The organism is Phyllobacterium sp. SYP-B3895, from assembly GCF_009647635.1.
Taxonomy (GTDB): domain Bacteria; phylum Pseudomonadota; class Alphaproteobacteria; order Rhizobiales; family Rhizobiaceae; genus Phyllobacterium; species Phyllobacterium pellucidum.
Window position 1 is genome coordinate 109,055 of record NZ_WJIG01000004.1, and the last position, 25,101, is coordinate 134,155.

The following is a 25,101-nucleotide window of genomic DNA, read 5'->3' on the forward strand; positions in this document are numbered from 1 at the left end:
CCATCAGAACGTCTGGCCAAGGCCGAGGGCGAGGTGTTCGACGATCGGGCCAACGGCGAGTGCCGGAAAGAAGGTGAGACCTCCGACGATCAGGATGACTCCGACCAGGAGCCCAACGAAAAGCGGGCTGTGCGTCGGGAACGTTCCGGCGGATTCAGGAAGCGTCTTCTTCGTCACGAGCGAACCTGCGATCGCCAATGCGGGAATGATGACAAAGAAGCGGCCGACCCACATGCCGATGCCAAGTGTGACGTTGTACCAGGGCGTATTGCCGGTGAGACCGCCGAAAGCCGAGCCGTTGTTGGCGGCCGCCGAGGTATAGGCATAGAGGATCTCGGAAAACCCGTGCGGACCGGCATTTGCGACCGAGGCGACGGCCGAAGGCAGGACGCTGGCGGCGGCGGTGAAACCGAGCATGGCGAGCGGCAGGCACAGAACGGCGAGCATCGCCATCTTGACCTCCTTGGCCTCGATCTTCTTGCCGAGATATTCCGGCGTGCGTCCAACCATCAGGCCGGCAATGAAGACGGCGATTATGACGTAGAGCAGGATGCCGTAGAGCCCGGCGCCGACGCCCCCGATGACAACTTCGCCAAGCATCATGTTGATGAGCGGCACCATGCCGCTGATCGCCATGAAGCTATCATGCATCGCATTGACCGCGCCGCAGGAAGCGGCCGTCGTGACCACTGCAAAGAGCGCCGAGAGGGCGATGCCGAACCGCGCTTCCTTGCCTTCCATGTTGCCGCCGTCGATGCCGAGCGCGTGAACCAGCGGGTTGCCGGCGGCTTCGCCCCAGTAGCAAATGACGACGCCGGCGAGGAAAAGAACGCCCATGGCAGCGAAGATCGCCCAGCCCTGCCGCTCATTGCCGACCATACGGCCGAACACATTGGTGAGCGCCGCGCCGATGGCAAAGATCGTCACCATCTGGATGAGGTTCGAGATGGCATCGGGGTTTTCGAATGGGTGCGCGGAATTGACGTTGAAGAACCCGCCGCCATTGGTGCCGAGCATCTTGATGGCAAGCTGCGTCGCAACCGGTCCGACCGCAATCGTCTGCTTCGCGCCTTCGAGCGTCGTCGCGTCGATATAGCTGCCAAGGGTCTGGGGCACGCCGAGATAGACGTAAACCAGCGTCAGCACCACGCAGATCGGCAGGAGCACATAGAGCGTGCTGCGCGTCATGTCGACCCAGAAATTGCCGACGGTCTTGCCGGACGCTCGGGCAAAACCGCGGATAAGCGCGATGGCGATCGCGATGCCGGTGGCCGCCGAAACGAAGTTCTGCACGGTAAAGCCAGCCATCTGCACGAGATAGGACATCGTGCTTTCGCCGCCATAGTTCTGCCAATTGGTATTTGTGACGAAGCTGACGGCGGTGTTGAAAGCGAGCCCCGGCTCCGTCGCGCCCATGCCTGCGGGGTTGAGCGGCAACACGCCTTGCAGGCGCTGCAAGGCATAAAGCAGGGCGAAGCCTGCAATATTGAAGAGCAGAAGCGCGACCGCATAGGTCAGCCAGTGCTGCTCCTCGCGCTCATTCGTGCCGGCGAGGCGGTAAAGGCTTCGCTCGATGGGCACCACGACAGGCGAAAGCAGTGTTCGCTCGCCGCTAAAAACGCGCGTCATGTAACCGCCGAGCGGTTTGACGAGCACAATGATGATCCCGCAAAAGACGAGAATCTGTATCCATCCGTTGATAGTCATGAATTCAGCTTTCCAAGCCTCAGAAGCGCTCTGGGCGAACGAGGGCGTAGGTGAGATAGGCGAGCAGGAAGAGGGTCACCGCGCCGCCGAGAATATAGTCGAGGGTCATCTCGCGCTCCTCAAGTCAAAGACTGTCGCAGGCTTTGGTATAAGCCAGCGAGAGGACGATCAGCACCACGCCGACCCCGAGAAAGATCAAATCCATCGCAGATACTCCTTGCTATCCATGGACCCGATCAAAGCGGTCAACCCATGGATAAGGTTATAAAATCTCAACCAGTGACGGCCCCGGCAACTATTGCCGGAGCTCTCCTGATGGCGGGGAGTATGACTCTTTACGAAATAGGAATTCGAGACGGCGTCAGCCGCAAACGCATAAGGATTCTATAAGGAACGCCGGGGACAAAGTGGGGGCCAGCACCGGGCGACCAGTACAGTTCCAGAACTTGCGGCAGTGCCGATGAAGGATCAAACTCCGCATTGAAGGGCAGGAATGCGCTTCCCGCCCAACGGAGGACTGATCATGAACGATTTGGGCTTATCTACCCTGGAATCCGGTAAGAAGAACATCAGTGCCAGTGCAGTCGAAGCGCTCGCCGCACAAATGCGCGGGAGCCTTATTGGCGAAAAGCACGCTTCCTATGACGAGGCACGGTCGATCTGGAATGGCATGATCGACCGGAGGCCCGGCCTCATCATTCGTTGTGCCGATGCACACGACGTCGTCAATGCGGTGCGTTTTGCGCGGGGTGACGGTTTACTCGTTTCCGTCCGCGGCGGCGGGCACAACATAGCCGGCAGCGCCGTTTGCGACGGCGGCGTGGTGATTGACCTGTCGCAGATGAAATCCGTGCAGGTCGATGCTGCGGCGAAGCTTGCGCGAGTCGAACCGGGCGCCACATTGGCCGATGTCGATCGAGAAACCCAGGCCTTCGGACTGGCTGTTCCCACCGGCATCAACTCCACCACCGGTATTGCCGGGCTGACACTCGGCGGCGGTTTTGGCTGGATCACCCGCAAATTCGGCCTGACGATCGACAATCTCCTTTCGGCCGACGTTGTAACGGCTGATGGCGAACTTGTGCATGCGAGCGAGGCCGAGCACCCCGACCTTTTCTGGGCCCTGCGCGGCGGCGGCGGAAACTTCGGCATCGTTACCGCCTTCGAGTTTCAATTGAACAAGGTCGGACCCGACGTCCTCGCCGGACTCGTCGTGCATCCTTTCGCCGATGCCGAAGCTGTCCTCAAGGAATACCGGGCCGCGCTCGAAACGGCGCCGGATGAACTCACCTGCTGGACCGTCATGCGGCAGGCGCCCCCGTTGCCGTTTCTTTCCGCCGAATGGCACGGCAAGGAGGTGCTTATACTCGCCATGTGCTATTGCGGCGCAGTGCAAGACGGCGAACAGGCGACAAAGCGGCTGCGCTCGATCGGCAAGCCGATCGCCGATGTCGTCGGCCCGGCGCCCTTTGCCGGTTGGCAACAGGCTTTCGATCCACTGCTTGCGCCGGGCGCGCGCAACTATTGGAAGAGCCACGACCTTGCCGAACTGTCGGATGCTTCGATCAAAGTCTTGACCGAAGCCGTGCGAAATCTTCCGGGTCCCGAGTGTGAGATCTTCACCGCCCATGTTGGCGGAGCTGCTGGCCGCGTCCCCCTTGAGGCAACAGCGTTTCCGCAACGCAACTCGCACTTCGTGATGAACGTCCATGCGCGCTGGCAAACACCGGAAATGGACAAGGCGTGTATCGGATGGGCGCGTGGCCTCTATGACGCCATGAGGCCGCATGCGACTGGAACGGCCTATATCAACTTCATGCCCGGCGATGAAGTTGACCGTGTCGAGGAAGCTTATGGCAGCAACTACAAACGGCTCGCCGCGATCAAACACCGCTACGATCCGCAAAATCTCTTCCGGATGAACCAGAACGTGAAGCCGAAGGCGAGTTAGGCTGTCAGTAGTAAAGGGCGAAAGACGGCCGCACTGCCGTCTTTCGCAACTATGCTATGTTGAGACATCCGAACCAGGGAGACCAATCATGGATGCTGCTCAACTGCGCGCAATCCAGGCGCCCATCAAGGATCGCTACCGCGCAAACCCCGAGGACGCTTTCATCACGCTTAAAGCGCAAGGGAGCATCGACGACCAGAACATAGCCTGCAAGGTGGAAACAGGGCGGGCGCTCGCCGTCGCGGGGCTGCACACGGCCACTGGCGGCAGCGGCATGGAGCTTTGCTCAGGCGACATGTTGCTTGAAGCCCTCGTGGCCTGCGCCGGCGTAACTCTCAAGGCCGTGGCCACGGCTCTTGAAATTCCCTTGAAATCCGGCAGTGTCGCGGCAGAAGGCGACCTCGACTTCCGTGGCACGCTCGGTGTCGAAAGGGACGCGCCTGTCGGCTTCAAGCAAATCCGTCTCGTTTTCGATCTCGACACCGATGCGCCGCAAGACAAGCTGGATCAATTGCTGAAGCTCACCGAACGCTATTGCGTGGTGTACCAGACCGTTCGCAATGGACCGCCGGTTGAGATCACGCTACGGCATAGCCAAGGTTGAGCGGCACCCCTCGCCTGCCAACAATCTGCTGGTGCACTTTGAACCAAGACATGTCAAACTCTCGGCGTAGCAGTCTATGGGGGAGAGACGAACATGCGTGGTGCAGGTGCACTCATTCTGTTAGCGACATTTGCAATGGCCGGATGTCAGTCGACAACTGGCGACGATGCGAACGCAGTTCCCGCATCAACCCTGCCGCCCGGCATGGCCGCAACCGCGACAGTGGGAGGTGGTGGTGCGCCCACAGACCTTGCCGATCTCGTCAACAAGCCCGCAAAGTCAGCCGCAAGCCAAATGACGGCACGTGGCTACGCCTCCGTGAGCTTCCAGGACAATACGGCTTACTGGTGGAACGCGCGGACTCAAGTCTGCGCCAGCGTCGTCACCGCCAACGGCAAATTCCAGTCGATAGGAACGGCGACAGCCCGCTTCTGCGGTCAGTAAATCCGTCTCCATTTTGCGTCGATCGTCGCCATGGGAAACAGGTTGACGCAAGCGCGGACCTGTAGAAGTGGACGTGGCAAAGCGAGGCATTGCCGATCACAAATGGCAGGCGCAGAGTGGCGACTCGCCAATCCAGAGATGCGGTAACAGTCATGGAAGAATGGGATCCGGTAGTCGTCAAAATGCTCAGCATTTTCATGCCGACCGCCTTTGAAGGGCGAGCGTCGATCAAACGACATTCGCGCTTTGTGCACTATACGACCGCAGCGAACCTATTCCGCATTCTCGACAGGCAGCAAGTCTGGTTTCGAAATGCAAGGTGCATGAATGACGACGGTGACACGGAATACGCGGCCGCAAAGGTTCAGGAATGGCTGAACGATAGCGGCCGCACCGCACAACTCGCGCAGACGCTCGAATTCTGCATGCCCGGCATCTGGCAGGACGGGGTAAAGAAATTCGAGCTGTGGCTGCCGCGATTGCGCAACGAGACCTATGTCTTGTCCGTTGCCGAGCACGATCTCGAAGAGCACTCGACCGGCCGGCTATCGCTGTGGCGGGCCTTCGACGACGAGGAAGTCGCCGTTGCCGCCGTCGTGAACGTCGCGCCGTTCATACAAATGACCGATGCACTTCAGGCATATCCAGGCCCGGTGACCTACTGGACCAACAAGCAGTTTGACGACGAGTTCAAACTTGTGGCCCACCGTGTCGCTTCGAACCGGGATTTTCTGGCAAAGCTCAGCAAGGGTGCGCTCACGGAAGTCGTGTTCCTAATGCTGCTTTTCGCAGTGACTTGCTGGAAGCATCCGGGCCTGCGTGATGAGCGCGAATGGCGCGTTCTGACCAATCCCTTGCTCTGGCCTTCAAAACGGCTCTTCAAGACGCACGAGGTTATCGACCGAATCCCGCAGCCCGTCTACGCCTTGCCGCTGAAGAATGACCCGGGCAACCATTTGACCGGCATCGAGCTGCCCGAACTAATCGACCGCATCATTATCGGACCAACGGATCAGGCAGGCCCGATCCGGGATGCGATCATTGCGAAACTGGCTGAAATTGGCGTGAATGACCCGGATTCGAAGGTTGTTGCCTCCGGCCTGCCATTGCGCACCAGCAAAATGGGCTGATCAGTGCAGGAGGGTCGCCTCGGCCTGCCCCCTTACCCTTGGCTTCTCCCAAGGAGCCGGGAGACCCGCACTTCGACCGAAATAGCCACATCCTCACGACGCGCAAGCGCGAGGTCATCGATGACTTCCATCATGGCTGAAAGGATTTCGTCACGATGCCAGCCAGCATCGCACGCCCTGCCGACGAGTTCAATCACCTCGTCCTCAATCGCCAACTGACACTGGTGAAATCGCGCCGGATGGGTGCGCGGGCGTTGCGGCCTTTCGATGGTCATCGTCAGTTCCCCCCAAAGTTTAACAGCACGCTTTCCAGCATGAGCAGCGCATCGCCGGGAAGTGCCTCTTTGGGTTTTAACGTAGCGCGCACCCACGCGTCTATCCATATGCGATTTAATTCGTCGCATCACGATTCAGTCAACGCGCCGAAGCGGCGTTGCCGAGTGGGGTCTTGGGGCGCCAGAGCCAATTTGCTCCGGTTTCGCGCAATTATCTGATCGACCTTGTTCGGGATATCGAACAGTCTGAAGCAATGTCACGGCGCAGCAAACCGCCGCGCCGTGACAATGGATTTATTCCGCTGCGGCGAGCCGCTGCTCGATTTCAACCGGAACCGAAGCGATCGTCTTGAGGATCTGCGAAGCGATCTCGTAGGGGTTGCCCTGAGAATTCGGACGGCGATCTTCCAGATAACCGCGGTAGCCGCTGTTGACGAAGCTGTGCGGAACGCGGATCGAGGCACCACGGTCTGCAATTCCGTAGCTGAACGTGTGGATCGACTGCGTTTCGTGCTTGCCGGTCAGTCGCATGTGGTTGTCCGGGCCATAGACGGCGATGTGATCGGCGCGCGCCGATTCAAATGCTGCCATCAGGTCCTCGAAATACTCCTTGCCGCCAACTTCGCGCATGTAGGTGGTCGAGAAGTTGGCATGCATGCCCGAGCCGTTCCAGTCCGTATCGCCGAGCGGCTTGCAGTGCCATTCGATGTCGATGCCATATTTTTCGGTCAGGCGCAGCATCAGGTAACGTGCAAGCCAGACTTCGTCGGCAGCCTTCCTGGAGCCCTTTCCGAAAATCTGGAATTCCCACTGGCCCTTGGCGACTTCGGCGTTGATCCCTTCATGATTGATGCCGGCAGCAAGGCACACATCGAGATGTTCTTCAACGATCTTGCGAGCGACGTCGCCCACATTGCTATAGCCAACGCCTGTATAGTACGGACCTTGCGGCGCCGGGTAACCGGCCTCCGGGAAACCGAGCGGGCGACCGTTTTTGTAGAAGAAGTATTCCTGTTCGAAGCCGAACCAGGCGCCGTCATCGTCGAGGACGGTTGCGCGCTTGTTGGAAACGTGCGGTGTGACGCCATCTGGCATCATGACTTCGCACATGACGAGAACGCCGTTCGTGCGCTCCGGATCCGGATAAACGGCAACCGGTTTCAACACGCAATCCGAGCTGCGGCCTTCGGCCTGATTGGTGGAGCTGCCATCGAAGCCCCAGAGAGGAAGCTGTTCAAGCGTGGGGAATTCCGCGAATTCCTTGATCTGCGTCTTGCCGCGAAGATTCTGTACCGGTTCGTGACCGTCGAGCCAGATGTACTCGAGCTTGTATTTTGTCATTTTGCGTTCTCTCACACGTAATTTGCCTAGTGATCCTGCCGCAAGCGTCTCGTTGATTTGGGCGCGACTTGCTGGATGATTTCATTAAAGCAATTTGTGTGCCAACTGACGCGATGGGTGTGGGGCGCCCCGCAAAATCGAGGAATCGCCGGTTTCGTTTGAACGTCTCACGCCCGCCGACGACCCGATGCCCTTTCGCCGATGACATATATATCGGCCTACGCTCAAAAATTCGACACGTAAGGGCGTCGATTTGCCTATGTTTTGAGCAGGTTGCGGGGACGTTACTCTGCCGCCTCGGGAACATGGGCGCCACGCGACAGCCGCTTTGCGGCCTTGCCGAGAAGCCGCGACAGGTCTTCCATATAGAGGAAGATCACCGGCGTGATGAACAGCGTAAGTATCTGCGAAACGATGAGGCCGCCGACGACCGCGACACCGAGCGGCTGACGCAACTCGGAACTTGCGCCTGCACCGATCGCGATTGGAATTGTGCCCATCAATGCAGCAAGCGTCGTCATCATGATAGGCCGGAAACGGACAAGGCACGCTTCGCGGATGGCATCAAGCGACGTTTCACCCGCCCTTTGCCGGACCAGCGCGAAGTCGATCATCATGATGGCATTTTTCTTGACGATACCGATCAGCATCAGGATGCCGATGATGGCGATGACGCTGAGGTCGTAGCCGAAGAGCTCGAGAGTGGCCAGCGCGCCGGCGGCAGCAGCGGGCAGTCCGGTCAAGATGGTCAGCGGGTGAACGAAGCTCTCGTAGAGAATTCCCAGCACGATATAGATCGTCAGAATCGCCGCGCCGACAAGCAAGCCCTGATTTGCCAGTGATTGCTCGAATACCTGGGCCGTTCCCGTGAAGGTGGAGGTTATCGTCGTTGGCACGCCGAGCTGGGTCTTCAGTGTGTCGAGTTCCTGTATCGCCTGACCGAGCGACACGCCCTGCGGCAGGTTGAACGAGATCGTGACTGCGGGGAGCTGGCCGAGCTGGTTGACTGCAAGGAGACCCGTGGTGCGCTCCACCCGGGCGAAGGCTGAAAGCGGAATGAGCTTGTTGGTCGTGGTCGAGCGGATCTGCATCTGGTCAAGCTTGTCGGCTGTCCACGGAATATCGGGGTCAAGCTCGACAATGACCTCGTAGCTGTCGCCTGTGGCGAAGATGGTCGATGCCTGGTTCGTGCCGAACGCGTAATAAAGCGTATTACGAAGCTGGTCCGAATTGATGCCGAGCAATTGCGCCTTGTCGTGATCGATGACGAGGTTGGCCTGTAGGGCATTGTTCTGCAGATTGCTCGACACATCCACGAATGTCTGCCGCTCCTGCTGCATGGCGAGCAGCATTTTTTGCGACCAGGGATAGAGGTCCGTCGAACTGACACTCTGCAGCACATATTGATACTGTGCATTCGAGGATACGCCGCCGATACGCAGGTTCTGCACCGCGACGGGATAGCTGGTAATGCCCGGAATTTTTGCCAGCGTCTGCCGCAGGTCACGCAGGAGTTCTTCCAGCGGCATCCGTTCGGACTTCGGCTTCAGCTCCACGAACAGCCGCCCCTGATTGAGGCTGGCGGAGTTGAAACCGCCGCCTACGCTGGAAACGACATGGGCAACATAGGGACGGCCGGATACGGCACTCGCCACCTGCTTTTGCAGTGCCACCATCGCATCATAAGAGATGTCCTGCCGTGCTTCCGTCGAGATGGATAATTGTCCGATATCTTCGGTCGGAAGGAAGCCCTTGTTGATCGTCGAAAAGAGATAGACCGTGGCGACAACGGTCAGGAGGAAAACGACAAGGATGACCGGGCGGGCGCGTAGGCAAATGTCGAGCAGGCGCCCATAACCTCCCTGAACGGCGTCGAATACGCGTTCGGTCAGCGGTGGCTTCTTCTTTTCCGTCTCGTTCTGGTGGCCGCGCAAATGACTGCAGAGCATCGGCGTCAGCGTGAGCGATATAAGAGCCGAGGCGCAGATCGCGACTGTGACAACGACCGCGAATTCATTGAATATGCGTCCGACGACGCCGCCCATCAAAAGGATGGGAATGAACACCGCCACCAGCGAAGTAGTGATCGAAATAATGGTAAAGCCGATCTCCTCGCTGCCCTTCAGCGCCGCTTCGAATGGGGGCATCCCCTCTTCGATATGCCGGGTTATGTTTTCGAGCATGACGATGGCGTCGTCGACGACGAGACCCACCGAAAGTGTCAGACCCAGAAGCGAAATATTATCGATGGAAAAGCCGAGGACATACATCGCCCCGAGCGTGGCGATAAGCGACAGGGGAACCGCGACGACGGGAATCAGCGTCGCGGAGAGCCGGCGCAAGAAGACGAAGATCACCAGTATGACCAGGGCAATCGTCAGAAGCAGAGTGAACTGCACATCGGAGACGGCCTGGCGGATGGATGCCGAACGATCGTTGACGATATGAATGCTGGCCGATGGGCCGAGATCCTTTTCGAACTGCGGCAGGATTTCGCGCACGCGGTCCACCACGTCTACCGTATTGGCGCCGGGCTGCCGGAACACGGCCAGCACCAGCGATGGCTTGCCGTCATAGCGGCTCTCGGTCTGGGTCGTCGCGACCGAATCGATGACGCGCGCAACATCGCCGAGCCGCACCATCTTCCCGTTGGGCGCGGCAACGATGATCTGACGGAAAGTATCAGCGTTTTCCGCTTGGGTATTGGCCTGGATCGCCATCTGCTGCGTCGGGCTCGATATGGTGCCGACCGGAGCAATTGAGTTTTTCGCCGCCACCGCGGTGGTCAATTCGTCGAGGCCGATGCCGCGCGCCGTTGCCGCATTGGGATCGACTTCGACGCGCACCGCATATTGCTTGGTACCCAGGACCTGGACTTCGCCAACACCGCTGATTGTCGAGAAAGCCGGCGACATGACATTTTCGGCGTAGTCGTCGAGTTTCGAAAGCTGCATCGTGTCGCTCTGCAGCGCGACGAGAACCACCGGTGCATCGGCGGGATTGGTCTTCCGGTAGCTCGGCGGGGTCGTCATATTCGGCGGCAGGCGGCGGAGCGTACTGGCGATCGCCGCTTCGACATCGGCTGCGGCTTGGTCGATGTCGCGGTTGAGATCGAATTCGAGCGTGATCTGGGTCGAGCCGAGCGTACTCGTCGAACTGATCGTCGAAATGGCCTGGATCGTTGAAAACTGCTTGATGAGCGGCGTTGCAACCGCATTGGCCATGGTATCGGGCGATGCACCAGGCAGTTTCGCCGAAACCGTTACGATGGGAAAATCGACCTGCGGCAGCGCCGCAACCGGGAGGAACTTATAGGCAAATATCCCCGAAGCTGCGAGTGCGACGGATAATAATATCGTCGCAATCGGCCGCCGGATGAAGAGTGCCGAAAGGTTCATTGGGCGGCCTCGACGGGCAGCGCCTTGTTGTCATTGCCAGGGTCTGTCACGGGGGCCGCCTGCGCTTCCTTCGTCGTCGTCTGCACAGTCGCACCGTCCTGGAGGTGCAATTGGCCGTCAACCACGACCTGATCGCCGGGCTGGATGCCCGATGCGATGACAGCGGTTTCGCCGACGGTATTGGCGAGCGTCACGTTCTGCATAGCCACTTTCTTGTCGGGATGGACAAGGAAGACAAATGAGCCGCTATTGCCCTGCTGCACGGCGATAAGGGGAACAGTCGTCGCATCCTTCTGCAGACTGAGATCGACAACGGTTTTCACATATTGCCCGGGCCAAAGCGCACCATCCTCATTGGCAATATCGGCCTTGAGGACGATGGTGCCGGAGGCGGTGTCGACGCTGGAATCGATGAAGTCGAGCGTCCCGGTCGCGATAACATCATTGCTGCCAGGAAGCTTGATCTGGACGGACGCCGGATGACTGGCGACCGCCGCCCGCAACGCCGGCAAATCGCTTTCGGCAAGCGTGAACGCGACGCGCAGCGGAGCCATGCGGGTGATCGTCAAAAGGTTCGTCGTATCGGCGGTGCGCACCAGATTGCCGACGGAGGTATTGACGACCCCGACGCGGCCGTCGATCGGAGCCTTGATCGTCGTATAAGAGAGTTGGACCTGATCCGCCGCTATTTGCGCCTTGTCCATATCGATCGTCGCCTCGATGACCTTTACCGCGGCATCCGCCTGGTAGGCCTGCTGGTCCGTACCCACACGTTGTTTGGCAAGATCCTGCGCACCCGAAAGATCGAGTTTGGCCGACACGAGGCTGGCTTCATCCTTCGCAAGCAAGGACTGGTCCTTGGCAAGCGTTGCATTGAGCGCTCGATCGTCCAGTTTGAAAAGCACATCGCCGGCTTTGATCATCTGGCCATCGATGACGTGCTTTTCGACGACGACGCCGTCAATCTGCGGGCGAACCGCGACGGTCTCGATGGGCTCGATCGACCCGACGACCGTTTTCGTAACCGGAACGTCCTCTTTCTTCGCCTCTGCAACCACGACGAGTGGCACGATGGCATTACGCTTCTTTGTCTGCGCCTGTGCATTGCCCCCGCTTGCGGAGAGCGAGCCTGTCGGCATTGCGCCCTTGTCCGGTGCAGAGGCACGAAGCGAGAGTTCGGGATAGGCGAGAAAATAGCCGACGCCGATCATGACCGGAATTGCGATCACAAGGCCTATACGCTTCATGAGGTGTTCTCTTTCTCGAACTCTATCGAACATGTCAGAACTACCCCTCCGGCGGCCCATTACAAATTATAGTTTTGTAATATTCATAAGGTGCACGGCTTCGTCTCCCGTCCCACCTATAGGCGGCAATTGGGTTTTTCGCGGGGCGCGGGCCAGCCATCAACTGTCGGTCACGCAATTGTTACGATTTAACGCAGGTTGCGAAGGGTTGGACGAACCTGCCACGTCATGGCTGCCCGCAGGCGAAAAACGCTTCACTGAATTTTTCGCTTGTCACGGGACTGTTATAAAAAGACAGTACAAGGAAAATAATTGCGCAGCTGTGCAATACGGGGAAGAAAATGAACGGGAAGGCTTTTCTCAAGGTAGAGAATCTCAGTGTAGGCTATGGCGGGACAACCGTGCTGACCGATCTTGACCTTTCGATCGGCAAGGGCGAATTCGTGGCGCTTCTTGGCTCGTCCGGCTGCGGGAAGACAACACTCTTAAGAACAATCGCCGGCTTTGCCAAACCCTCGGCCGGAGCAGTCTCGGTCGCCGGACGCGACGTAACGCAATTGCCTCCGGACAAACGCGGCATGGCTCTCGTCTTTCAATCCTACGCGCTGTGGCCGCACATGACGGTCGCGCAGAACATCGGCTACGGACTGAAGCTGCAGGGGCGCTCGCGTGGTGAGATAGAAAAGCGTGTGACCGAAATGCAGGTGCTGCTTGGCCTTGGCGGCCTTGGCAGTCGCAAACCCGGCCAGCTTTCAGGCGGCCAGCGTCAACGCGTGGCGCTCGGCCGCGCCCTGGCCATCGATCCCGAAATCCTGCTCCTCGATGAGCCCTTGTCAAACCTCGATGCGCGGATCCGGCTGACAGTGCGACATGAAATTCGCTCGCTGCAGAAGCGACTGGGCATCACTGCCATTCATGTCACCCATGATCGGGAAGAGGCCATGGTCATGGCCGATCGCATCGTCATCATGAATGCGGGGCGCATCGAACAGCAGGGAACGCCCGAAGACGTCTATAACAGGCCGGCTTCACCCTTCGTTGCCGCCTTCATGGGCGCCGAAAACCTTCTGACAATGCAGGCGAGGGTGAGCGGCGAACACATCGAGCTGATGGAGAGCGCGATCAGCCCGCCGACCGTGACAGGACGTAGCGGCCGGGACGTCACAAGCGGGCCGGTTGAACTTCGTTTTCGCGCCGAGGCGGCGAGCCTCGTCAGCAACGGCGAGAACACAACGCCTGCAGCTGGCGCCCTCGAGTTGCACGGTCAGGTGGCGAGCGTCACCTATCCCGGCGGACATTGGCGCCATGCCGTGCATCTCGGCAACCAGGAGATTCTCGTCGACGCTGACCAGCCCTTCGATCAGGGCGAAACAGTGAAGGTACATGTGCCGGAGAGTTCGCTCTTCATCTTCAACGCGTGATGGCGTTCGCACGGAGTTTTGGCGCCATACCGAAGTGCGCCAAGGAATAGAGTTGATAACCAAATCTTGCTCAGGGAGTTACGGAATGAAACATCTTCTTCAAGCTTCGATCATCCTCGGCCTCGCCACAACACCGGCGGCCGCCGCGGATCTTACTGTCGTGACCGCAGGCGACCAGAACATGGTCGATTATGTGAATGATTACCTTGCTCCGCTCTTCGAGAAGGAAAATCCCGGCGCGAAGGTGCGCGTTGTCGGAACGGGCCCAGGCGATGCCGGTTCGCAGAAGATCGTCGAGCGCTTCGACGCGCAGGCGAAAGCCAACGCAGACAAGTGGGATGTGGACGTCGCTGTCGTCCACGAAAAATTCGCCGGACCCCTCGTCGCTGACGGCTACCTTGAAGCCTACAAATCCAAGATTCCGTCCGGTGAGATGGTGACGAGCGAAAAGGCGAAGCTTGCGCTCGGCGCCAATGTCGATGGCTATGTCATGCCCATGTTCTCGAGCCAGACCGCCATTGCCTACAATCCGACCACCGTGCCCAATCCGCCGAAGAGCTATCAGGAGCTCGTAAGCTGGGCCAAGGAAAATCCGAAGCAGTTCGGCTATAACGGCATCAAGGGCGGCGCTTCTGGGGTCAGCTTCGTCATGGGCTGGATCTATGCTTTCGGCGATGGCGATGCGACAAAGCTGATGAACGGACCCTTCGAGGAAGCCGAAACCAAAAAGTGGGACAAGGCTTTCGCCAGCCTCAAGGATTTTACCACCAACGCGACGCTCACGCCTGGCAATGCCGGGACACTCGACATGCTGAGCCGTGGCGAAATCGCCATGGGTCCGGTCTGGGTCGATATGTTCTATTCGTGGAAAGCGGACGGCAAGCTTCCGCCGGAAATGAAACTGATCCTGCCTGCGCCGGGCATGCCAGGCCAGCCCATGCACTATGTCATTCCCGCGAAGAGCCCGAATACGGAACTCGCCGAGAAGTTCGTTGCACTGGCAACCAGCCCGAAAGTGCAGGCCGATGGCATCGTCAAGCGCTTCAACTGGTATCCGGGCATCGACGCGAAATTCGTGCAGCCGGAACTGGACAAGGCGAGCTGGGACAAGCTCTTCGTCGATATCACGCCTGATGACCTGGCCAGCAAGGGCAAGCCCTTCCCGATCGCGCCTTATAACAAGGCCATCCTCGAAGCCTATGAGAAGAACGTCGCCAACTGATAGCAACTGGGCCGCCGGCACCCCCCGGCGGCCACTCCTCATCCGGACCAGTTCATGCCCAAACGTCTTCTAGCCCTCCTGCTCGTCCTGCCCGCCCTGGCGATGATCCTTCTGTTTTTCATCGTGCCGCTCGCGGCATCCATCATCGGCGCATTCGAGGTTGGCGACCGGTTCGGTCTGGATAATTTCGCCAAATCCTTCGATCTTTATTCGAGCGACATGATATTCACGCTCGTCATCGTCGCGATTTCGACGGCTCTCATCGGCATCATTGCCATTGCCATTGGCGGCTACCTCACCCTCGGCGAAAATCCACGCGCCGTGGCCGTGCTGCGCTGGCTTTATCGCTGGCCCATGTTCATCCCGTTCATCGTCGTCGGCCAGGTCATGCGCACCTTTCTCGCCAAGAACGGGTTGATGAACAATGTCCTGGTCAGTCTCGGCATACTGACACCTCTCCAAACAACCGGATTTCTGGACTGGCGCGGCATCGTTATCGCTTTCGTCTGGAAGCAGACGCCTTTCGTGACGCTCCTCCTTGCTGGCGCGATGGCCTCGCTCGACCGCAGCACCATCGAGGCGGCGCGCAATCTCGGTGCATCGCGTTTGCGCATTCTCATAGAAATCGTGCTGCCGCAGGTTGCCGGCACACTGCTCGTCGGCCTGATCCTGTCATTCGTGACGATGATGTCGGTGCTTTCGGTGCCCTTGATGATAAACGCCCAGTCGCCGACCATGCTGACGGCGGATATCGCTTTCCGCATCAATGCCCATGGCGACTACGGCGTCGCCAATGCGCTCGGGATGATATCACTGTTGCTGACGGCGGGTGTTGCCCTCATTTATCTGCGTCATTCGGTGAAGGAGCGGTCATGACGGCTCGCTTCGATCTCTGGTGGCTGCCGCGCGCCGTTGTTCTCGGCCTCATCGCCTTCATCATCTTCGGCCCCCTTACCAATCTCGTCCTCTGGACAGTCGCCGAAAAATGGTATTTCCCGCATATGCTCCCGCTCGAATATGGGTTCAGCTTCTGGCAACGGGTATTCTCGTCGCGCGGCAACGCCATGTCCTCGCTCGCGACCAGCATCCTTATCGCATCGCTCACCGTCCTCGTATCGCTGGTCCTTGCCATCCCGGCGGGCTATGCGCTGTCGCGCCTGAAACTGCCCTTCCGCGGGCTGATCCTATTGGCATTCCTGATACCGCAGGCGTTTCCCAACCTGCCTGTCTATGTGAACATTGCCCGCTTCTTCTATGAAATCGGCCTCAACGGTACGATCACCGGCGTCGTGCTCGTTCATGTGACACATGGGCTGGTCTATGCTGTATGGATTGCAACTGCGGCCTTCGCAGCAGTCGATGTCGATCTTGAAGAGGCAGCTCGCTCGATCGGCGCCGGCCCTTTGCGCGCGTTTCGCGATGTCACATTGCCGCTCGCGGCCCCCGGCCTCCTCGCCAGCGCCATCTTCGTTTTTCTGGAATCGCTGGACGAATTCACCGGCAGCTACTTTGTCGGCGCGCCGGATGTGAACACCTTGCCGTTGCTGCTCTATACGGCGGGCGCCGGCGGCAATTACCAGATTGCATCCATCACCGCTCTTCTGTTGCTCGTGCCGTCGATAGGCTTCATGCTGGTCGTGGAGCGATTCTTGCGGGCGGACGTACTATCCAAGGTCGGACATTAGAAATGAAATCCAAGGACAAGAAAACGTCGAAGGATGACAAGCAGTTCGTCAGTGCGCTGCAAGTGGCCAAGTATGCCGGCGTCTCGCGCTCGGCGGTGTCGCGCGCCTTTACGCCTGGGGCCAGTGTTTCCGCCAAGAAACGCGAAAAAATCATGGAGGCCGCCGAAGCGCTCGGCTACCAGGTCAATGACCTCGCCCGCGGTCTGCTGGCGCGCAAGAGCCGGCTTGTCGGCCTTGTCGTCACCAACCCCGAGCTTGGCTATCGCTCCCACCTTGTCGCGGCCCTTACCAAGGCATTGATTCAGCGCGGCAGCGTTCCCATCGTTATCAATACCGGCAATACCGAAGAAGAACTTGTTGCCGCCCAGAAGACGCTGTTCGGCTATCGTGCCGAGGCGACGATCATTCTGTCCGGTTCCCCGCCCTCATCCTTCGTTGATCTTGCCCGCCGCAATGGTCAACCCCTCATTGTGCTCGGACGTTCAGAAACGGGGGCCGACGATGTCAACATCGACAATGAGGGCGCGGGACGCGAAGCTGCCCGGTTTTTCGTCGCCGGTGGTGCAAAACTGCTGGGCTTCGCAGGTGCGATGTCGCGCACGCCGACCACCATCGAACGCGAGCACGGATTTCGACACGAAGGAGAATTGCGCGGTGCCGAGGTAATGATCGGCAATGGCAGCAACTCCAACTATTCCGGCGGCCAAGAGGCTGCCCAGCAGTTGTTCTCCGGCGCGAAGCGGCCGGATGCTGTTTTCTGCGTCAACGATCTCGTTGCTTTCGGGCTTATTGACTACATCACCCACCATACGAACCTCACAATTCCCGGCGATGTGTCGGTGATCGGCTTCGACGACATTCCCGAAGCGCAATGGGACGCCTTCAATCTCACCACCTTCCGGCAGGATGCCACCGTGATGGCTGCCCATGCGGTAGCGCTTCTCGATCAACGGGAGTCGGAACCCGACCGTCCGCCGGCACACGACCGGCTCACAACCGAACTTGTCCTACGCGGCAGCACCCGTAACGCAACCGCCAAATCCAGGTCCGAACGCGAGCGAATCCGATGAAGATATTGCAGGTAACCGACCTCCACCTGGTAACGCCGGGGGAAACCCTGTGCGGCCTCGACCCGTTGGCCCGGCTCGAAGCATGTGTCGCGGATATCAACCGCAACCATTCCGATGCCGAACTGGTGATATTCACCGGCGACCTCAGCGAGACCGGGGAAGAGATCACCTACAGGGCTTTGGCGGGTGCTTTGAGCGAACTCGTCCCGGCCCACCGGTTGATGCTCGGCAACCATGATAACCGCGACAACTTCCTGCGTGTCTTCGACAAGGCCGCAACGCATGGGGGATTCGTACAAGGTGTCGAAGATACGCGCGAGGGGCGCCTCATCCTGCTCGATACGCTGCTTCCCGGCCGGCCGGAAGGCCGACTTGACGAGGCGCGGCTTGCCTGGCTTCGCGACCGTCTGGACGAAGCGTCAGATCGCCCTGTCTTCCTGTTCTCGCATCATCCGCCGTTTCCGATACACATGCCCTTGCTCGACCGCATGGGCATCATCGAAGCTGAGGCGCTCTATCCGCTGCTGCGCGAGCATGGCAATGTCCGGCACATCTTTGCCGGACACGCGCATCGACCGATCGTGGGAAGCTGGCTCGGCATTCCGGTCAGCGTCCTGCGTGGCACCAACCATCAGTCGGCGCTCGATTTTTCGCCAGACCGCATCGCCAACACGCACGAGCCGCCTGCCTACGCGGTGATCTTCATCGACGCAAACGGCGTGATCGTGCATTTCCACGATTTTCTCGACAGGACCGCCGCCTATTACTGATCAGGCGGCTTGCCGCACCAGCGCCTGCGCCATGCAATGGATGCCACCGCCGGTCTTGGAGATTTCACTCATGTCGACCGAGGCGACTTCGAATCCTGTCGCCTTGAGCTTGTCGATGAGCGTCTTGCTCGACGAGGGCGCTATAACCCGGTCGTTGCCGAGCGACATGAAGTTGCAGCCGAGGTTCATTGTATCCTGGAACGGAACGTCGATGATTTCGTGCCCCTTTGCCTTCAGCCAGTCGACGATGCCGGGCTCCGTGCAGGCAAGGCAGACGGCCGTCAATTTCGGCGCGATCGGCACGACCATAAGGTCGATGTGGACGTAATATTCGTCGATGAAAGCAAGGCGGGTTTCCCAGCCTTCCTTGCGGAACCATTCCTCGACCTGTCGGGCGCCCTCTTCCTGGGTTCGTGCGCCGCCGCAGCCGATGAGCACGCAGCCCTCCTCGATGACGTTGAAATCGCCGCCCTCGAACGTTCCTGCCGTCACCATATCGTAGATTGGGATGCCGAGCCGTTCATAGGTGCGGATCGCCGCATAGTTTTCGCCGCGGCGCCACCAGTTGGCCATGGCAGTGATGATCGCGCCGTAAGGAGTCATCACGCTGGAATCGCGCGAATAGACCTGCATTGGCAGTTCGGGTTCCGGCTCGTGCCAATGGATCTTGACGCCAAAATGTTCATATGCGGAAACCAGTTCCTTGTGCTGCGCTTGCGCCGCCTGGATATTGCACGGCGCTTCACGCAAATGCTTGCGCGACAGGGAGCTTGTCGCCATGTGCCGCAGGAACGCCGGCGAGCCGAGGAGAACGTCGGTCAGCGGATCGGTCTCGTTGCGAAATCCCCAGCCTGAAAGCGGCCTGGTCCCGCCATTGGAATTGCGGCGTTTCAATGTGAAACTTTCGCTTGCAAGGTCCTGTTCGTGCCGTGTCATGACAATTCTCCTCGTTAGGCGGCGGTTGGTATCCACCATTCGCGCCCGCGCGCCGTTGTTACATATTCCGGCCAACGGAAACGAATCGGCGGTTCATAATCGCAAAGCGGGGCAACCCACTTCGATCCGCCGATGCCTCCGCCCGTTCGCTCGATGAATTCGTCCTTCGCCTGCGTTCTGGCACTCTCGTCCTCGAGAAGCCGCAAGGCCGTCAGTGCCACAGTTTTTGCCGCGCAATTGACCATCGGATCGATCGTTTCCGGGATGCCTCCGAGCGCATTCATCACCCAGCCCGGATAGGCAAAGCCTTTCGGTGCTTTCAATGCGGGGCGCGCCACGTAGAAGCGGACCGTCGGCGCGTGCCACGTCATGTCAGTGTAATCATCCGACGTCGAATTGAGCTGCGAGGGCGGCAAGTCGCGCCGCAAGATCGCCTCGGCCTCCTGCGGTGCGATCAGCCGCTCGCACTCGTCGATGAACGGCTCGGCGATCGGACCGATGCCGACATTGGCCTGTATCTCGCGTGCGATCGCTTTTGCGGCATCGCCCCAGCGGGGGGCGCCGACCGTCTGGAGTGCCTCCCACGTGATATTCGCCATCGTATGATTGGCAAGCCCCGGCCGCGACTTGCAAACCCAGTGACGCTCGACACGGCAGCCGGACATGGCCGCCGCATGCTCGGCATTGCGGTCGAGCACAGCGGTGATCTTCTCGGCCATCGCGATCGTCGGAACCCGCATCATGTACTGGATTTCGGCAAGGGCGGCGGGGAGGTTGTCGGCTGTGGCCTGCCCGGCGGTCAGGATCGCTTCGCTGATCGACCAACCGCCCTGATGCGGCAGCATGGAATCGCGGAGCGCTTTGGAGGAGAAGTACATCAGCATCAGCGCATCATTGGCGCCGGGAGCACGCGCCGCCGAGTGCGACTGGGGGATAGGCGCGCCATCGCTGAGCCCCCAACGTTCCGGCTGATCGCATACAAAGCGGTAGATCATCGAATAGGCGGCACCGCAATGCGTATCCCAGCGCACCGTATTGCACATCGGCAGCATGTAGAACGGATGGAACGAGATCATGCCGTCGAGGCCGTCATAGTAGCCCTTGGCCGCATGGATGGGCTTCGATCCCCGCACCTTTTCGGCGGGCTCGCCGGTAAATCGCAGCGTCCCGGCAATGCCGTGGCGCTCCATTGCAGCCTTGGTTGCAAGAAGTCCGCCAAGTCCGGAAATTCCAAGGCCCGAATGCGGATCGGTATGCCCGCCTGCGTGCTCGCCAAGACCAGGACGCGGACGCTTTTGCGTGGTGGCGTCCTGGCAATTGCCGGGTACGGCGTCATACTCGGCATACATCCCGATCGTGGGCGACCTGGAGTTAGTCCCGGCCTTGTTGGTCCAGTGGGCGCAGAAAGCGGTGGGCATGCCGCCAGACCCCGCCTCCACATCGAATCCTTCCTGACGCAGCCGGTTCACGTACCAGTCGGCTGACTGATACTCGCGCCATGCCGTTTCGCCGAAATCGAAGATGGTACGGGTCCAGGTGGAAAGGTCGGAGGCGCGCCCGTCAACAAAATCTCGTGCCGTCGTCGCTGATGCCGTAACCATGAACATTCTCCCGCTGGCGGGAGATAATCATCTGGAAGCCGGGACAAAAAGTGATATGTTTTTTCAAAACGTGCAAATTCCATTCACCTCTTTGTCCTCAAGGCCTATTCATGCGCATCCCATCGACCCAGGCGCTGCGTGCATTGGAAAGCTTCGCCCGGCACGGCAGCGTCTGGCGGGCCGCGGAGGAATTGCACCTGACTCGCAGCGCGGTCAGTCATCAATTGCGTCTGCTCGAACGCGATCTCGGCTTTCAACTGCTGCAGCGTGACGGCAAGGGCGTGATGCTGACGCCTCGCGGGCGCAAATATGCCAATGACGTGCGCAAAGCGCTGATCGTGATCGACGATGCTGGCGGCCGGCAAAGCTCGGCGAGCACCGGCGGTTCGCTGTGCGTCAGCTGCACGGCCGGCTTTGCGTCCTTGTGGCTTTGCACCCATATCGCTGAATTTCAGGAAAAATATCCGGACATTGCGCTACGCATTCTCACACCCCGCAAACTCGATGACGTTACCGATGCAAGCGTCGATTTGTTCATCGCTTTCGGCGACGGCAATTGGCCGAACCGCTCGGTGGAACTGCTCTGCGAGGTCGAATTCACGCCGCTCTGCAGTCCGGTTCTTCTCAATAATCTTGGGGGCCTTGCTGAACCCAAGGACATATTGCGCGCGCCCCTCCTCCACCTCGACGATTTCGAGGATTGGACGCGCTGGCTCGCGCTCGCGAATGTCGACAACCCGGACTCCGAGCGCGGAATCGTGTTCTCGGATATGAACCTTGTCTTTTCTGCCGCGATCACCGCGCAGGGAATCGCCATGGGCGACGAACTGACCTGCCGGAAGGCAATGCGGGCAGGCCAATTGATCCGGCCCTTCGACCTCAGCATCAAGTCGCCGAAATCCTATTTCCTCGTCACCGACTATGCCAAAATCGAGCATCCGGCCCAGACAGCGTTTACGGAATGGTTGAAATCGCGTCTGTCGCAAACCCGCAATACCTGACCGGAGACATGAACGCGAAATTGAATGGCGTGAATTTTGTTCACGTGTGAGGGCAATATAATTCAATTGTCGTCGCGCCGGATTGTGCCTAGGCTTGCCTTAAAAATATGGGGAAAGAAAGTCGATCAATGCCGCAAAGCATGCAACTGGGCGACTCGAAGGCCGCCGAGATCAAAGCCGTATCGATCGGCAAGACGTTTGGCGCGTTCCATGCGCTGAAAAATCTTTCGCTTGATATTGGCCGCGGCGAATTCCTCACCCTTCTTGGTCCCTCCGGTTCCGGCAAAACGACTTTCCTGACGATCCTTGCGGGTTTCACCGCGCCCACAACCGGCCGCCTGATGATGGATGGCAAGGACATTACCGACGTGCCTGCCGAGGATCGGTCGTACGGCATGGTTTTTCAGGGCTATGCTCTGTTTCCGCATCTGACCGTCGAACAAAATATCGCTTTCCCGCTGAAGGTAAGGGGACGCTCCTCCGCCGAGATCAAGCGGCGTGTTGGCGAGATGGTCGAGCGCGTCGGCCTCGTTGGTCACGAGCGCAAGCTCCCTGCGAAACTCTCGGGCGGACAGCAGCAACGTGTAGCCCTCGCCCGGGCACTCGTGTTCGAGCCAGCGGTCCTCCTGCTCGACGAACCTTTCTCGGCTCTCGACAAGAACTTGCGCGAAATGATGCAGGAAGAGGTCAAGCGGCTGCACCAGGAGACAGGAACAACTTTCGTGTTCGTCACGCACGACCAGTCGGAGGCGCTTGCCCTTTCCTCCCGGGTCGCGATCTTCAACCATGGTGAACTGCTGCAGGTGGGGCGGCCTCAGGATGTCTATGAACGGCCGGACAACCGCTTCGTCGCGGAGTTCCTTGGCGAGGTCAATCTACTGCCGCTCGATGCCGTCAAGCTCGACGGTGACCGCGCTGCGGGCCAGTTCGAAGATCGCACGATCATTCTCAACACGACGACCAGGCTCGATGGGACCAGCGCCGTCGCGGCAGTGCGGCCCGAGCACATGGTGATTACGACGCAGCCAGCAACGGTCGACAGCAACGCGATTACCTGCCGAGTCGAGGGCGCAACCTATTTCGGCGCTTCGACCAAATATCATTTGCGGACAAGCAAGGGTACGAGCCTTGCGGTATCGATGCCGACCGCTGCGATAGCGCCGATCGCGCCGCAAACGGATGTTTGGGTTTCGTGGCCGACGAACCAGGGTTTCTTGCTGCCAAGCGGAAATTAGCGCGGCGACGGGAATGCGAAAATAACAATCCAGAGGGAAAAAAGATGAACACTGAGTTTGAAAAAGACTGCCTCGAAATCCTCGCGGCGAAGGTCGAACGCGGCGAGATCAGCCGCAGGCGTTTTACCCAGATGGCCGCAATGTTCCTTGCTGGAGCGCCGGCCCTGCTCCGCTCCACCGGCTCCTATGCGCAGGCCAAGGAATTGGTGCTCGTCAACTGGGGCGGCGACGCGATGACGGCCTATGACAAGGCCTACGGCCAGCCATTCACCAAGGAAAGCGGCGTCGCGGTCAAGATGGACGGGTCGGGACCGACCGAAGGCGCCATCACGGCGCAGTTCAAGAGCGGCAAGCCGAGCTGGGATCTTCTCGACATCGATCCATTCTCGGGAATTTCGCTTGGCAAGCAGGGCATGCTGGAAGCCATCGACTACAATATCGTCGACAAGAACAAGATGCGGCCGGGCTTCGGCTGGGACCACGCCGCTTCCACCTACTTCTTCTCTTATATCATTGCCTACGATTCCTCGAAATTCGGCGACCAGGCACCAACTGGCATGGCTGATTTCTTCGATGTGAAGAAGTTCCCGGGCAAGCGTTCACTCTACAAGTGGGGCTCTGCCATGTGGGAAGCCGCACTCATGGCAGATGGCGTCGCCCCGGAAAAACTTTACCCGCTCGACCTGAAGCGCGCGCACGACAAGATTGCCGCATTCAAAGAAAACGTCGTCGCCTATTGGGGCGGCGGTGCCGAGAGCCAGTCCGTGCTGATGAATGGCGAAGCATCCATGGCGCTGATCTGGTCGACGCGCGCGCAGCTTCTCGAGCAGGACTCCGGCGGCAACATCAAGTTCATCTGGGATCAGGGCCTGATCTCTCCCGGTGCTCTCGGCGTCATGAAGAACAATCCCGGCGGCAAGGATAATGCAATGAAGTTCATTGCCAGCGCCCAGGCACCGGAGCGGCAGCTGGTCATGTTCGAAATGCTCGGCCAGGGCCCGGCAAATCCCGCGACGGATGCGCTGATCCCGGTCGACAAAAAGCGCGTCAACTGCGTCGATCCCGCCAATATGGCAAAGCAGGTGCCGCTCGACATGGAATGGTATGCCGAAAATTACGGCAAGGCATTCGACGAATACACCAAAGTCATTTCCGCATGACATCGATGGTGCGGGGGTTCAACGCCCCCGCGCCGGGTTTTCGTTTTTATGCCATGAAGGACGTTGAATGATCGGGAAGTCCGCCACCTCCAGAAAGATCCTGTTGCTGGCCCCGCTGCTGCTGTTTCTCGGTCTTGCCTATGCCGTGCCGTTTTTCGGCGTCGTACGCTGGAGCTTTACCCTCCCCGAGCCCGGTATCGGACAGTATCGCGCAGTCTTTACCGATCCCCTCGTCCAGTCGGTGTTCATCCGCACCTTGAGGATCTGCCTCGTCGTCACGGCAGCTTCGCTCATTGCGGCCTATGCGATCGCCTATGTCTGGGTGCGCGGAAGTTCGCTCCAGCGGATGCTCGCCGAATTCTGCATTCTCGTTCCCTTCTGGATCTCGGTGTTGACGCGCGCATTCGGTTGGCTGGCGATGCTTTCCAATCGCGGGTTGATCAATACATGGCTGCAGTCCGCGGGCATCATCAGTGAACCGTTGGCGCTCGCCCGCAACGAGCTAGGCGTCATCATCGGCATGACGCATTTCCTGATACCCTTTGCCGTCTTTCCGATTGCATCGGCCATGCGCAGCATCGACGAGCGCGTGTTGCTTGCGGCGCGCGGCATGGGCGCGTCGCGCACGCGCATCTTCTGGACCGTCTTCGTACCGCTCACCTATGGTGGGCTGATCGGGGCGGCGCTCATCGTTTTCGTGTTCGCGCTCGGTTTCTTCGTTACGCCCGCCATCCTTGGCGGCGGACGCAGCGTGATGGTCGCCGAACTCGTTTACCTGCGCATATTCCAGAGCCCGGACTGGGGGCTTGGCGCGGCGATCAGCGTCGTCCTCGTCGTGTTCATCGGGGTCCTTCTTGCCCTCATGCGGCGTTTCATCAAACCCGCACACCTGGTGGGATAGCC

The 25,101-nt window shown here is 59.3% G+C and carries 22 protein-coding genes; 14 read left to right on the forward strand and 8 right to left on the reverse strand.

Translation table 11 applies throughout. From position 1 onward, the window contains the following. Positions 1 to 3 precede the first annotated feature (3 nt). Together kdpA and GF108_RS18180 are read right to left on the reverse strand one after the other, a co-directional pair. Complete coding sequence (kdpA, locus tag GF108_RS18175; RefSeq protein ID WP_153669711.1) at positions 4 to 1,707, reverse strand: potassium-transporting ATPase subunit KdpA; 1,704 nt, start codon at positions 1,705 to 1,707, stop codon at positions 4 to 6. Positions 1,708 to 1,726: 19 nt separating this feature from the next. Continuing rightward, complete coding sequence (locus GF108_RS18180; RefSeq protein ID WP_081815899.1) at positions 1,727 to 1,816, reverse strand: K(+)-transporting ATPase subunit F; 90 nt, start codon at positions 1,814 to 1,816, stop codon at positions 1,727 to 1,729. Positions 1,817 to 2,230: 414 nt separating this feature from the next. Here GF108_RS18180 and GF108_RS18185 point away from each other — a divergent pair, with 414 nt between their 5' ends. The 4 genes from GF108_RS18185 to GF108_RS18200 all read left to right on the forward strand — a co-directional run bounded on the left by GF108_RS18185 (position 2,231) and on the right by GF108_RS18200 (position 5,836). Further along, complete coding sequence (locus tag GF108_RS18185; protein WP_027232067.1) at positions 2,231 to 3,658, forward strand: FAD-binding oxidoreductase; 1,428 nt, start codon at positions 2,231 to 2,233, stop codon at positions 3,656 to 3,658. An 88-nt stretch (positions 3,659 to 3,746) separates the two neighbouring features. Continuing rightward, positions 3,747 to 4,262, forward strand: coding sequence for an OsmC family protein (locus GF108_RS18190; RefSeq protein WP_153669713.1), 516 nt, complete (start codon positions 3,747 to 3,749; stop codon positions 4,260 to 4,262). A 93-nt stretch (positions 4,263 to 4,355) separates the two neighbouring features. After that, positions 4,356 to 4,706 (forward strand): hypothetical protein, encoded by a 351-nt coding sequence (locus tag GF108_RS18195; RefSeq protein WP_091950876.1) that lies wholly within the window; start codon positions 4,356 to 4,358, stop codon positions 4,704 to 4,706. A 323-nt stretch (positions 4,707 to 5,029) separates the two neighbouring features. Continuing rightward, positions 5,030 to 5,836, forward strand: coding sequence for a hypothetical protein (locus tag GF108_RS18200; protein ID WP_153669714.1), 807 nt, complete (start codon positions 5,030 to 5,032; stop codon positions 5,834 to 5,836). 32 nt (positions 5,837 to 5,868) lie between these two features. Here the strand turns inward: GF108_RS18200 and GF108_RS18205 are convergent, their stop codons facing one another. From GF108_RS18205 to GF108_RS18220, 4 genes are all read right to left on the reverse strand, one after another. Beyond that, positions 5,869 to 6,111 (reverse strand): hypothetical protein, encoded by a 243-nt coding sequence (locus tag GF108_RS18205; RefSeq protein ID WP_036814624.1) that lies wholly within the window; start codon positions 6,109 to 6,111, stop codon positions 5,869 to 5,871. A 294-nt stretch (positions 6,112 to 6,405) separates the two neighbouring features. After that, positions 6,406 to 7,452 (reverse strand): glutamine synthetase beta-grasp domain-containing protein, encoded by a 1,047-nt coding sequence (locus tag GF108_RS18210; protein ID WP_091923162.1) that lies wholly within the window; start codon positions 7,450 to 7,452, stop codon positions 6,406 to 6,408. A 284-nt stretch (positions 7,453 to 7,736) separates the two neighbouring features. After that, on the reverse strand, positions 7,737 to 10,850 hold the full coding sequence (locus GF108_RS18215) for an efflux RND transporter permease subunit (RefSeq protein WP_153669716.1): 3,114 nt from the start codon (positions 10,848 to 10,850) through the stop codon (positions 7,737 to 7,739). Beyond that, a complete protein-coding gene (locus tag GF108_RS18220; protein WP_172982673.1) occupies positions 10,847 to 12,097 on the reverse strand; it encodes an efflux RND transporter periplasmic adaptor subunit in 1,251 nt (416 codons plus the stop codon). Before GF108_RS18220 ends, GF108_RS18215 begins: the two co-directional genes overlap by 4 nt. Positions 12,098 to 12,438: 341 nt before the next feature. Here GF108_RS18220 and GF108_RS18225 point away from each other — a divergent pair, with 341 nt between their 5' ends. From GF108_RS18225 to GF108_RS18250, 6 genes are all read left to right on the forward strand, one after another. Beyond that, on the forward strand, positions 12,439 to 13,518 hold the full coding sequence (locus GF108_RS18225; protein ID WP_153669720.1) for an ABC transporter ATP-binding protein: 1,080 nt from the start codon (positions 12,439 to 12,441) through the stop codon (positions 13,516 to 13,518). An 85-nt stretch (positions 13,519 to 13,603) separates the two neighbouring features. Then, positions 13,604 to 14,740, forward strand: a complete 1,137-nt coding sequence (locus GF108_RS18230) for an extracellular solute-binding protein (protein ID WP_153669722.1) — start codon at positions 13,604 to 13,606, stop codon at positions 14,738 to 14,740. Positions 14,741 to 14,794: 54 nt separating this feature from the next. Continuing rightward, positions 14,795 to 15,616: an ABC transporter permease gene (locus GF108_RS18235; RefSeq protein ID WP_027232074.1), complete on the forward strand. Its 822-nt coding sequence runs from the start codon at positions 14,795 to 14,797 to the stop codon at positions 15,614 to 15,616. Further along, entirely contained in the window at positions 15,613 to 16,425 is an 813-nt protein-coding gene (locus tag GF108_RS18240) for an ABC transporter permease (protein WP_091950890.1), read from the forward strand. The genes GF108_RS18235 and GF108_RS18240 overlap by 4 nt, the downstream gene beginning before the upstream one ends. A 2-nt stretch (positions 16,426 to 16,427) precedes the next feature. Further along, complete coding sequence (locus tag GF108_RS18245; protein WP_153669723.1) at positions 16,428 to 17,495, forward strand: LacI family DNA-binding transcriptional regulator; 1,068 nt, start codon at positions 16,428 to 16,430, stop codon at positions 17,493 to 17,495. Further along, positions 17,492 to 18,265 carry a phosphodiesterase gene (locus GF108_RS18250; RefSeq protein ID WP_153669725.1) on the forward strand — a complete coding sequence of 258 codons (774 nt, stop codon included), beginning with the start codon at positions 17,492 to 17,494 and terminating at the stop codon, positions 18,263 to 18,265. The genes GF108_RS18245 and GF108_RS18250 overlap by 4 nt, the downstream gene beginning before the upstream one ends. On the opposite strand, the gene GF108_RS18255 is transcribed toward GF108_RS18250, so the two are convergent. Both GF108_RS18255 and GF108_RS18260 read right to left on the reverse strand, forming a co-directional pair. Continuing rightward, positions 18,266 to 19,201, reverse strand: coding sequence for a dimethylarginine dimethylaminohydrolase family protein (locus tag GF108_RS18255; RefSeq protein WP_153669727.1), 936 nt, complete (start codon positions 19,199 to 19,201; stop codon positions 18,266 to 18,268). It abuts the gene before it with no gap. A gap of 14 nt (positions 19,202 to 19,215) precedes the next feature. Beyond that, positions 19,216 to 20,802, reverse strand: coding sequence for an amidohydrolase (locus tag GF108_RS18260; protein ID WP_153669729.1), 1,587 nt, complete (start codon positions 20,800 to 20,802; stop codon positions 19,216 to 19,218). Positions 20,803 to 20,912: 110 nt separating this feature from the next. Here GF108_RS18260 and GF108_RS18265 point away from each other — a divergent pair, with 110 nt between their 5' ends. The 4 genes from GF108_RS18265 to GF108_RS18280 all read left to right on the forward strand — a co-directional run bounded on the left by GF108_RS18265 (position 20,913) and on the right by GF108_RS18280 (position 25,099). Further along, entirely contained in the window at positions 20,913 to 21,803 is an 891-nt protein-coding gene (locus tag GF108_RS18265; RefSeq protein ID WP_027232079.1) for a LysR substrate-binding domain-containing protein, read from the forward strand. Between the two features lie 128 nt (positions 21,804 to 21,931). Beyond that, positions 21,932 to 23,038, forward strand: a complete 1,107-nt coding sequence (locus GF108_RS18270) for an ABC transporter ATP-binding protein (protein WP_153669731.1) — start codon at positions 21,932 to 21,934, stop codon at positions 23,036 to 23,038. A gap of 44 nt (positions 23,039 to 23,082) precedes the next feature. Continuing rightward, positions 23,083 to 24,198: an ABC transporter substrate-binding protein gene (locus tag GF108_RS18275; protein ID WP_153669732.1), complete on the forward strand. Its 1,116-nt coding sequence runs from the start codon at positions 23,083 to 23,085 to the stop codon at positions 24,196 to 24,198. Positions 24,199 to 24,265: 67 nt separating this feature from the next. Beyond that, entirely contained in the window at positions 24,266 to 25,099 is an 834-nt protein-coding gene (locus GF108_RS18280; RefSeq protein ID WP_027232082.1) for an ABC transporter permease, read from the forward strand. Positions 25,100 to 25,101: the final 2 nt, after the last annotated feature.